Genomic DNA, 10,868 nt, shown 5'->3' on the forward strand with positions numbered 1-10,868 from the left:
AAGTGTTCGATGGCGATGACATTGCGCGCGACCCGACTGGTGAGACGATGGCGCGGCAACGCTCTATCGCAAAGTCGTAGTGCTGTTCTGGGGTTCACCGGTTAGTGCCCCTTCTTGTTCGTCCGACATGCTTGCGGTTTGGCCGCGGTGTCAGTGCGAACCATCGGTGAGACACGGCGGCTTGCCCGAGAGCCGCGACCTGCGTAGAAGCATCAGCAACTCTTTATCGACCAGAGTGTCGCCGAGCCGGGCGAGATGTCATCGCCCTCGTCACCGATTCACCCGGGTGAGGGTGACCGGCGGGCGCGGCCGTTCGGTCGTTCGCGCGTTGTTACTCCGCGGCGGCAACGCTTTCCAAGACCACCGCTACTCCCTGGCCCGAGCCAATGCAGACCCCAATCACCCCGTAACGGGCGCCTCTTTCAGCCAATTCGATCGCCAACGTCAGCAGATAGCGAGCTCCGGTAGCCCCGAAGGGGTGTCCGATCGCCACCGCGCCACCATTGGGTGTCAGCTTGTCATCGGGAACCACGAAACCGTCCAGCTGGTTTGGTAATTCCCGCAACACGCCGAGTGCCTGGGCGCTGAACGCCTCATGCACCTCCCACACGTCGATCTGCTCGGGGACAAGGCCGGCCCGGCGGATCGCGGCCGGAATCGCCCATGCGGGGGCCACCCCCATAATGAGGGGATCGATGCCATAGACCGCGCTCGATATCACTCGGGCTAACGGCTCGATGCCGAGTTCGCTGGCTCGCTCTCCGGAAGCGATGACGACGGCACTGGCGCCATCACTCAAAGGCGAGGAGTTGGCCGCGGTCATTTGAGTCGTTCCGGGCTGGGCCGGTAAAGCCGCCAGCACCTCAGCGGTGGTGTCATCGCGGATGAACTCGTCATGTTCTGCTAGGCGGGCGGGCGCCTTCTTTGTCGCTGGGATCATTACGGGCATAATCTCTTTGGCCAGTCGACCTCGATCACGAGCGGCCTTGGCGCGTCGCTGGGATCGCAGCGCAAAGGCGTCGATCTCCTCGCGGTTCAGCGAGTAGCGGTCGGCGACATTTTGCGCGGTCTCGATCATGCTGATGTAAGCGTTGCGGGCCAGTAGTACCGCATTGGGCGGTCCTCCAGCACCGCTCCACATGGTGTCGAGCATGACAACCGGACCTCGGGGGCTGAACGCGGCTTCGCCCTTCATCAACGCCCACCCCGACCGCGACATCGACTCGACGCCACAGGCGATACCTAGCCCGAGGTCGCCGGCCTTGATCGCATGGCTGATCGTCACCGCCGCGCTGAGCGATGATCCGCAAAATCTGTTCACGGTGGCCCCGGCCGCGGTGTCAGGAAACCCCGCGGCCAACGCCGCCCAGCGGGCGATGTCACCCATGCCCTCGTGAGCCGGGTTCACGCACCCCGCCACGATGTCCTCGACGGCATCGAGCGGCACACCCAGCCGGTCACACGCGCCCTTCATCGTCATGCCCAGCAGGTCGTCGGCCCGAATACCCGACAGCGTGCCGCCATAGCGGGTGAACGGGGTCCGTACACCCCCCAACACATAGGCCTCAGTCATCGTCGTACTTTTCGAATGCATCGGGTCCGCAAGGCCTCGTGTGGGTGAGGTGAGCCATCCCGCCGGCTCACCCGGCCACGCTTCCCGAGATTATTCGAGGCGATTCTGACGCACACCACCTAAACCGCCTTGAACTGCTGCAGTCGAATGACGTCAAGCATCATGCGCAGTTGTGATTCCTCTGGGTTGCCGGCGTAGCTATTCAGCCAGACCGCCAGCTTCGAGAATATCGATACCGGCAACGGGATCGGGTTTGACAAGAGCGTGGTGAGGATGCGCTTGATCGCGAGATAGCCTTCCCCGCATCCCAACTCGACGAAGACAAGCGTGCGTTCGTAGCCGGTCAGACCCGACGTCACCGCATCGGCCAGTAGCCACGCCATGTCTTCATCGGAGATGGTCGGCCCGGAATTCGTGGGACGCGATTGCGCACGCGAAATGCAACTCGCCGGGTGAAGAGTCGTCGACGACGCCAATCGGGCCAGGGCACGTTTCATGTCAGAAACCACCTGGATCGATAGTCTCTTTGGTCTCAAAACCTGTGCCCACGTGGTGGTTTCCTTCCCGGGCTCCGCCGGCGGCGGCTGGACGACTCGTTTTTGGCTATGCTTCCGGTCCAGTCGCCACCTACGTGGGCCTAGGCTGCGCCCCGCTGTGTGGCCATGAACCCGGCGACATCTGCTCTTCGATAAGCATGTCCGCACGCGGGGTGAATCGTCATCACCCAGCTATCTGCTCGCCCGGGTGATTCGTGCGATGCGTTCAGACGGAACGGAACCGGCGCAGCGGCATTCGTCTGGTGACCACTGGTGATTGTGCGGTGAGGCAGACCCCTCCGAAATCATGATGAAATGTCAAGGTGCGCTGTGTGAATCGGTCTTCGGCCTCGAACCGCAGGGACACCGCGAGCTCAGTGCGTTCGGCGATACCGGTGTAGCGGATAACCACCGTCGGATCACCGCTGATCGTATCCAATCGGATCGGGGCCGTGACCATCTCATACCTGCGTTGAGCGAACCGGGAGCCGGAGGGGGTGGCCCCGATGATATCGACGCAACACTTGGCGATCAGAAGATCGATCTCGGCTAACACCTTCGCGGTGACCATGATCGACGCGCTGCCCGTCGGACGCGTCCCGCGCGCCGCGGCGCTCACTAGTGCGCACGCGCCCGTCAATACGACACCCTCACCCATCGTTAATCACGCCCTGGATTCGGCTTTTACCGGTACAGTCGCCAGCGGTAACACCGAGTGAGCGGCAACCTCATCCGCAGAATGTGTCAGTCCGTTTGACCGGCTCCGCCTGTCCGCGGGTGGCGTCGATCGAGTCCGCAAGCAGCCAGAGCGCCAAGCCGATGAGCGCAATGTCCTTCATCAAGAATTCCCCGTCGGCGGACAGAACGGGAAAGCCGCCAGCAGACGCCTCGCCGACTCCGGGGGTGGTGATCATGAAACTCAGCGTGATCACGAAGAACAGTGAGGCGAATAGGCCGCCCACCACGGACGCCTTCGGGAACCACGGCTTGACGGCAAGCAATGCTGCGGTGATCAATTCTATTGATCCGTTCAAGCGACCAAAGGCGTCGATCGACATGATTTCGTACACCCAACTCAGGAGCGGGCTATTGGCCACCCAATGTGAAATGCCGTGGGATTCATAGTAAGTGAACTTCATGGCGCCGAACCAGGCCAGGACTATCACCAGACCGTATCGTGCGGCCACGGGCGCCATGTGAATCGCTCGAAGCCTTGCCCGGCCGCCGGTCAACGTGGTGGTGGCCTCATTGTGTGACATGCGGTCTCCCGTCCTGACTGTGTCGTTTCACCGCATGGCCGGTGCCGAACTGACCGCCTTGGTTGGCGGCGCAGTTGGTCGAGACGTTGATCCAGGCGGTTATCAGTGACCACTATCTCTGCGCAGTGGGCGAGCTGTCTTCATCCGCGCGCACAATTCACCCGGGTGAGACGCCGACGAGGAAACCTCCTGCGGCACGGATTCTCTTCGATCGCCCGGGTGCACCATCCGTCGGCTCGCCGAGGTGATCACTGGAGGCGTTCTCGGATGAGATGATTCCCGGCCGGCCGGCCGGCTGGCCGGTCCGGTTTGGGGCGGGAAGGCGGATTACAGCAGGCCGAGTTCTCGCGCCCGGCCGACCGCCGAGCTGCGTTGCTCGACGCCAAGCTTGCGGTAGATGGCGCGCTGGTGGGTCTTCACGGTATTGAGCGAGACGTATAGCCGCTCGCCGATTTCACGTCGCGATAACCGGGTTGCGAGCAGGCGAAGAACCTCGAACTCTTTGGGGGTCAGCTCCTCAGTGACCGGGCACCGCTCATGGCGCGACGTCACCGCGACGCCCGCCCTTCGCTCTGCCGGAGCCAGCAGTGTCGAGGCGATGCCGGTGTCCGTGCAATCGCGCACCAGTGTGCCGACCTCCTCGAGGATTGCCCTGGCGGTCTCGCGGTCGCCGAGATGCTCGATGATCTCCGCTTTGATCGACAGCGCCTTGATCACCTCGGGGATTGCTCCTCCTTGGCGCGCGGACATGACGGCCATGTCGGCGGCGGCGAGTGCTGCAGCCGCGTCACCGCGCACCCGGAGGAGTTTGGCCGTGGCGAGAGACACCATCACGTCGACGAGGTGTTCCGGATCCGCCAGGTCCCGGGCGCTGCCAGAGGCCCGGCGGATCTGACGTTCGGCGTCCGCCAGCTGGCCATCTTCGACCGAAATCAGTGCCAAATGGCCCAACGCGTATGTGCGGACGCGACGATCGCCCACCTTCTCGGCCAGGTGTGCGGCCCGCCGGAAGGCGGCTTGCGCCTCACGGGTGCTGCCAGAGAAGTACAGCGCGGCTCCATATATGCAGTAGGCGCTGGATTGGCCCAGCGGTCCTTCGGCGAGATCGAGGGTGATAGCCCGCCGAGCGGTGTTCAGCGCCGCGCCGACGTCCGCCGTCTTCAGCGAGTGAATCGCGCGCAACACGACGACCTGAGCGCAGATAGCGCTGTCATCCGCGCCGTCGGCCGGCTGTCGGCCTTCAATGGTCCGGATCCACTGGGCCGCGCCGTCGAGTTCACCAACGCTGAGGGCGATCCACGCGCGGGCCACGCTCAGCCTCGGATCCTGTCGAACGGTTTCTTCGGGCAGCAGATCAAGCATGCCCGAGACGGTCGAGACGCCGCCCCCGTTGAATTCGTCGACCCAGTCCGCGGCGATCAGGTCTGCGCTTCGCGCGATATCACCGCCGGCGACCAGGTGGCGGACCGCCTCGTCGATGAGGCCCTCGCTCTCGAACCAGGTTGCGGCTCGTCGGTGCAGATCGGCGACGAGGTCGGGCTCGCTGCGACGCAGTTCGGTGCGCAGCAACTCTCCGAACAGCTGGTGGTAGCGATACCAGTGACGCGAGCTGTCCAGTGGCACCAGAAACAGGTTTTCACGTTCGATCTGCTCCAACACCAACGCTGAGCCAGACGTTTGCAGCAACGCATCGCACAGCGCAGCGCTGAGCCGTCCCAAGATCGACGTGCGTAACAGAAAGCTGCGCAGCTGGAGTGGCTGACCGTCGAGCACCTCGGCCATCAAGTAGTCGACGATATGGCGATTGTCGCCGGCGAACGTCCGGATGAACGCGGCGGCATCAGCGCGTCCGGCAAGCGAGAGAGCGGCGAGGTAGAGGCCGGCAGCCCAACCCTCGGTGCGTTGGTGCAACAGTTGAATATCTGCGTGGTCTAAGTCCAGTCCGAGCACGTCATTCATCAGATGGGTCGCCTCGATAGCCCCGAACCGCAAATCGTCGGTGCGGATCTCAGCAAGCTCACCGCTCGCCCTGAGTCGCGCCAACGGCAACGCCGGATCCGATCGGGTGGCCAATACCAAGTGCAGATTCGCCGGCATCCGGCTGATAAAGAACGCAAGCTGTTCATGGACTGCTCGATTTGCCACCAAGTGGTAGTCATCGAGGATGAGCGCCGTCGGGCTTTCGATCGTGTCCAGATCATTCAGCAGCGTAGGCAGAACCACCTGCACTGGGTCGGCGCCCAACGCGAGGAGTTCGACCGCGCGAATCCCCACCCCGGGATTGGTCTTCTGCAGCGCGGCGACCACGTACATCCAAAACCATACTGGGTCGCTGTCAGCGGGATCGAGTGACAGCCAGCCAAATCGCCTGTCCTCACCCGCAGCCAGGGCCCACTGCGCCAGCAATGTCGTCTTGCCCCATCCCGCCGGCGCGCTCAGTAGGGTCAGCTTGCAGCGGCGCCCCGCCGACAGTGCGTCGAGCAAGGCGGTGCGGTGAACGAGCTTGGCCGCAATGGCCGGGACGTGCAGTTTGGTGCCGAGGAGAATCGTGCGGGCGGCGGCTTCTCCGACCCCGTTGTCGCTGTCGTTAGCTGACCCAGTCATGTCCGAACTCCGCGAATGCGTTGAATCCACCAGCCGGGGTGGAAAACTCGGTGTTGATGCCTCCGGAGTGGGCGCTCGCGTCTCGGTATCCCAGTTTGTCCCGGCGGGGGCGGCCAGGCTCGTCGTGACCGGCAGTAGCCGTGAACCCGTTGAGTCAGATGCGTTCCCCGTGATGACCTCCGGCGTGCGTCGCCGGTGGCCGTTTGGGCCGGCGGGCCCTCGTCCCACCACCGGCTCAACGGTTTTCTCGCGAGCCACGCTAATGCTGTGTCCGCTCACCGCAATTTCCCTCTTCTCGCATCGATGCGATGACTCCGCGTCTCGACATGGGGTGACCGAGGTCTCAACATGAAACGCCGTGAGAGCGCCGGGGTGCTCATGGTCGTCGGGTAACCAACACGTATCCACCGACGCCGAATACGACTGGCAACATCATCAGCATCCCCAACAGTGTGCTCATCATCGTTTTCTCGATTCCGCTGTGTCGTTTGCTCTCGGCGCCACTTCCTGGTTGAGCGGCCGCGGTCACGGCGTTCCAAGAGTCCAATGACTACGTTGGCAGCGGGGGAGCGCGGTCACCATCGCCCAGCGGGTGATGTTTAGAACCGGGTCGGTGTATACGTAGTGGCTTCGATATTTGACAGCCCTGTCAATCCGACCGCCGCATGAAGGTGAATCACGCCCGACCCCGTCGGCCTAAGTGTGCGTGCAGACGGACGAAGAACCCCATTCGAGACAGCGATGTGGGGACATCTGAGCAACTCTGTGAGACGAAGGCCTGACGCGATCAAAGTCATTGCTGGGAAATGGTTCTCGTTCTTCAGGGCGATCCGTGCGGCGAACAACTGCGGCGATGCGATCGGCCGGCCGCGGCGGGTCGTGATGTTGGGTACTTTGCATGGTGGTCGGCGGGCTGAGACGCGCTTGCCGCAGCCCCAGCCCGCCGAACGGTCAGCATGAGGATCGCGTAATCCCCGGTGAATCGTGTGCGCAAAGGGGAACCGGACCAACCGGGTCACGACACTCGCTCCTCACCTGCCACGGGTGATGTATTACGCGCCGAAGTGGCATGGCTCATAGGAAAGTCATCGTCTGGCGGCGGGTCTGACGCCGCGCATGCGCCTGCTTCATCGGCCCTGGAATGGTGATAGTCGGCGGCGACGCTGGAGCTGATCGCTTCGGTGACCACCTGCGGGACTTCATGCAAGAGCGTGTGCCCGGCGGCGTGCCGGTAAATGAGAGTCGCCGCCGGGATACCGTCGGCCAACTTGCGGGCATGCCACATCGGCGTGAGCTTGTCCGCTCCTCCGCTGATGATGGTTGTCTTGGCCGTGATGGAGCTCAGGGTCTGAGAGCAGTCGTACTCCCTCAGACCGAGCAGGAAGCCGACTTTGGTCGCCGACGGGGTCGCGTTGACGGCGGCCGCGGACATAGCCACCAACGATTTCGGTGCGGATTCACCGTATCCGCCGTGCCTGGTCAGTGCCGCGCACACCGGACGGGCGAGCAATTGAACAACCTGATCGGTCCCCGCGCGCGGCATGCGGTGTACGAGGTTGTAGATCATGCTTGTCGCCGGGGTGTTCAGCAGCCGACCGAGGCCGTGTGAACCAAGGCTCCCCGCGGCGGTCGCGACGAGAACGAGGCTTTCCGGCTCAACGGGACGCGAGCTGGCTGGCCGGCGTAGATAGGCCAAGGCTGTCATGCCGCCCATCGAGTGTCCCGCCAGGGTGAGAGGGCCTGTAACGCGAAGCGCCACCAGCAGCTCGGCGAGGTCGTCAGCGAGTCGGTCGATCCGGTACGTGTGCATTGGCGCATCGCCGGAGTCGCCGTGGCCGCGATGATCGTAACTGATGATCCGGATGTTGTTGCCCCAGAGGCGAATTAGCTGCGTCATCTGGATATTCCAGGACTCTTTGTTCAGGCAAAAACCATGTAGGAGCACGACCGTATGGCCGGCGGCGTGAGATCCCGAGTCCCGAACGGACAGCGAGACGCCATCGCTCGTGGTAACCGTGCGGTTGCAGGCCAGTGATCGGCGTGTGCCCAGCGTTCGCCTCCGGCCGCGCCGCGTTGCCTGCGTGTGGGACCGTCGCTGCACTCCAAGCGTCGTGTTCAACATTGTCTCGGTCTTTCGCTTGTGTGCTCACCGGCACGGTGTCTGGCCTAGCTGGACCGCCGGGCCGGCGGAGTACGTGATCAGGGTCGACTACTACGGTCGTCGTGCGGCCAGCGCAAAACCATCGCCCGAAGGTTGATGTTTAGGCCCGGATGGATGCAGTACTAGGCGGTCCCGTATTTGGCGCCGGTCAATCGGAGCCGCGCATCAGCTGCGCCAACTCGCCACGGGAGGCAATTCCCAATTTGGCAAACGCGTTGTGCACGTGTGTCTTCACCGTATGCGGGGAAAGATGCAGTTGCTGCGCGACGGAGCGGTTGGTCGCGCCCTGGGCGATGAGGTTGACTACCGTAAGCTCGGAGTCGGTGAGGCTGTCCCAGCCCCTTTTCGCCCGCGGCTGGGCGACGATGCGCCGTTCCACGCCTAATCGGCGCAACTCGCGGCCGACCCGACGGGCATCTGCGACCGCTTCGCATTGCACAAAGGTGTCGAACGCCTTGTTGAGGCCCTCGATCGCCTCCGCATCGCGTCCGGCGCGCACGAGTTCACCAGCGGCGTCTTCGAGGGCACCGGCGTGGAGAAGCGGACGGCGCGTACTAAGCGCGCCGGCAGCCTCCAAAAGCGCATCGGCGTCACGTTCCAGGATTCCGCGGGCCTGCTGGGCGACCGCCGCGAACAACGCCACACCGGGCCGCTCGCGTTCCAGCACCTCGATGCTCTGCAGCACTCGCGCGCGCAGCCCGGCGTCCCCGGCTGCCGAAGCCACCCGCGCTGTCAGCGTCAGCTGATCGAACACGTTAGGCCACAGCGGTGTGATGACACGCGCGTTCTTGCCCCCGAGCCAGCGCGCCGCGCCGCCAACGTCGCCGCGGTCCCACGCGGCAAGGGCGACCACATAAGCCGCGCCGCCGGCCAGCAAGGGCGACGTGCTGGAATACAGGGCTGTCGACTCAGAAACCAAGTCTTGCAATAACTTTCGGTCGCCTGTTCGCATCGCTACCTCAGCCAGAACAAGAATGCGCTCAATGTTGACCTCGGTACCGTTGGCCCATTCACGCCGAGGCAGCGCCTCGATGGTGTCGCGCGCCGCGGCCAAGCGACCCGCCGCCGCATGAACCATCCCGCCGAGATGGGTCCAGCCGGGAAGCGCCATCGCGTTGCGTTCGCGACGGGCCTTCTCGGTGCCCTCGGCGACCTGCACGCTGGCCTCCTCCAAGCTGCCCACGCAAACAATCAGGCCTGCGCGCCGCTTGGCGGCATATATGCCGCCAAGCGTTGCCTTGCCCCCGCGCGTCAGTACATCGACCTCGTCCATGCGCCGAAGTGCGCGCACCGCATAACCGTCCTGGTAGTCGTTCAGGGCAAGCGCGGTAGCGCTGACGATCCGGGCTTCCACATCACCGGTCGCGGCGGCTTCGGCCGCGGCCGCTTCCGCGGCCGAAGCGTCCGCATGCAGGCCGTTGACCACCTCGAAGTAGGCCACCCATGCCTGATGGCGCGCCCTGATGATGTCGTTGATGCCGACCAACTGCAGCGCGCGACGTAACTCGGCAATGCGTTGCGCCGGATCCTCGGTGCCCGCGGCGATGCCCAGCCGAATCTCGGCTTCGTCGTCTTGGGACAGCTGCGTGGCGAGCGCGCTGTCGGCAAGCGCCTGAGCCTCGTCATAACGGGTCGCTCGATTCAGTAACTCCACCGTTTCGGCGACCAGTGGGCCGCGCTCAGCGTCGTTGGCGGGCAGTAGCTCTAGTGCGCGCTTGCTCAAGTCCGCGGCCCCGCTGGCATCGCCGCGGCCGACCGATTGGGCGGCTAGGCGCAGGGCGTCGATCGCCTCGCGGTCTCCGGGTTCGGCGCTGCGTGCCAGCTGGGTGGCGACCTCGGCTGGGGCCGCGCCCATCCCGAGCATGACCGAGGCGGCTTGGCGCTCCATGGCCCGCCGCAGGGACTGCGGCAACGACTGGCGGGTGGCCTCGCGCAGCAAGTCGTGCCGAAACCTCAACCGCTCGCCGTCTTCGATGAAAAGATCCGCGCGCACCGCCTCCTCGAGCGCCGACAGCAACGAGGCGGGTGAGCGTTCCAGCATCGCGGCCAGCAAGCCAGCCGAGAACCGGTCGGGCAGCACCGCGGCCACCCGCACCACTTCCGAGGCGCCATTGGAGAGCAGGTCAAGTCGCTGCTGCATACCGGCGCCCAGCCGCCGCGGCAACCCCTGTCCGGTGACCATCGCGCGCCCGCCGGAGAGATTGAGCCTGCCCTCCTCGCCGAGCCCCCCGACAAGCTCGCTGACCAAAAACGGGTTCCCGTGCGCCTTGGCGGCCAGATTCAGCAGCGACGCATCCGCCCGCGCCCGCACCGCGTCTTGAACCATGTCGGCGACCGCATCCGGCGTCATGGCCCCTAATCGCAAGAATGTGGCATTCGCGCGTTGCAGCACCGACAACGTCTGCTGCACCGCCGGCCGACTGGCCCCGGTGCGGGCCGTCAATACCCACAACACAGCGACATCGGGCCGCATCGCGGCCAGCGACCGCAGCGCCAACAGAGTGGCGCTGTCGGCCCAGTGAATGTCCTCCAGGACGATGACCAGCGGCGTTTTCGCGGCCGCCGCATGAATGGCTTCGGCCAAATCGTGGACCACCCAGTAGCGGAGATCCGCCGAGGTGCCCAAGCGACGCAACGCCTCCGCATCACCGACCGGGGGCTCCGCGCGCAGGGTTGCCATGAACAGCGAGAAAAACGGCACCGTCTGCTGATATTCGAACGCCTCACCGAACAGT

The 10,868-nt window shown here is 64.5% G+C and carries 7 protein-coding genes; all 7 read right to left on the reverse strand.

Annotation, left to right across the window (positions count from 1 at the left end; genetic code table 11):
- Nucleotides 1-331 precede the first annotated feature (331 nt).
- On the reverse strand, nt 332-1,573 hold the full coding sequence (locus A9X05_RS24080; protein ID WP_067309099.1) for a thiolase family protein: 1,242 nt from the start codon (nt 1,571-1,573) through the stop codon (nt 332-334).
- A 119-nt stretch (nt 1,574-1,692) separates the two neighbouring features.
- Entirely contained in the window at nt 1,693-2,070 is a 378-nt protein-coding gene (locus A9X05_RS24085; RefSeq protein WP_231965200.1) for a tryptophanase, read from the reverse strand.
- 265 nt (nt 2,071-2,335) lie between these two features.
- On the reverse strand, nt 2,336-2,680 hold the full coding sequence (locus A9X05_RS24090) for a hypothetical protein (RefSeq protein WP_156736943.1): 345 nt from the start codon (nt 2,678-2,680) through the stop codon (nt 2,336-2,338).
- 157 nt (nt 2,681-2,837) lie between these two features.
- Nucleotides 2,838-3,368 carry a YkgB family protein gene (locus A9X05_RS24095; protein ID WP_067309102.1) on the reverse strand — a complete coding sequence of 177 codons (531 nt, stop codon included), beginning with the start codon at nt 3,366-3,368 and terminating at the stop codon, nt 2,838-2,840.
- Nucleotides 3,369-3,695: 327 nt separating this feature from the next.
- The gene (locus A9X05_RS24100) at nt 3,696-5,972 is read right to left on the reverse strand and encodes a LuxR C-terminal-related transcriptional regulator (RefSeq protein ID WP_067784460.1); all 2,277 of its coding nucleotides are present in this window, start codon (nt 5,970-5,972) and stop codon (nt 3,696-3,698) included.
- 1,015 nt (nt 5,973-6,987) lie between these two features.
- Nucleotides 6,988-8,022, reverse strand: a complete 1,035-nt coding sequence (locus A9X05_RS24105; protein WP_368664946.1) for an alpha/beta fold hydrolase — start codon at nt 8,020-8,022, stop codon at nt 6,988-6,990.
- Between the two features lie 259 nt (nt 8,023-8,281).
- Nucleotides 8,282-10,868, reverse strand: a 2,587-nt coding sequence (locus A9X05_RS24110) for a LuxR C-terminal-related transcriptional regulator (protein WP_067784466.1), incomplete at its 5' end; no start/stop codon positions are given.

This window comes from Mycobacterium sp. E3298 (assembly GCF_001666895.1).
Lineage (GTDB): Bacteria > Actinomycetota > Actinomycetes > Mycobacteriales > Mycobacteriaceae > Mycobacterium.

Coding starts and splice junctions, on each gene's coding strand:
- A9X05_RS24085 (WP_231965200.1), bottom strand. CDS start 2,070: ATGAAACGTGCCCTGGCCCGATTGGCGTCGTCGACGACTCTTCACCCG.
- A9X05_RS24095 (WP_067309102.1), bottom strand. CDS start 3,368: ATGTCACACAATGAGGCCACCACCACGTTGACCGGCGGCCGGGCAAGG.
- A9X05_RS24090 (WP_156736943.1), bottom strand. CDS start 2,680: ATGGTCACCGCGAAGGTGTTAGCCGAGATCGATCTTCTGATCGCCAAG.
- A9X05_RS24100 (WP_067784460.1), bottom strand. CDS start 5,972: ATGACTGGGTCAGCTAACGACAGCGACAACGGGGTCGGAGAAGCCGCC.
- A9X05_RS24080 (WP_067309099.1), bottom strand. CDS start 1,573: ATGACTGAGGCCTATGTGTTGGGGGGTGTACGGACCCCGTTCACCCGC.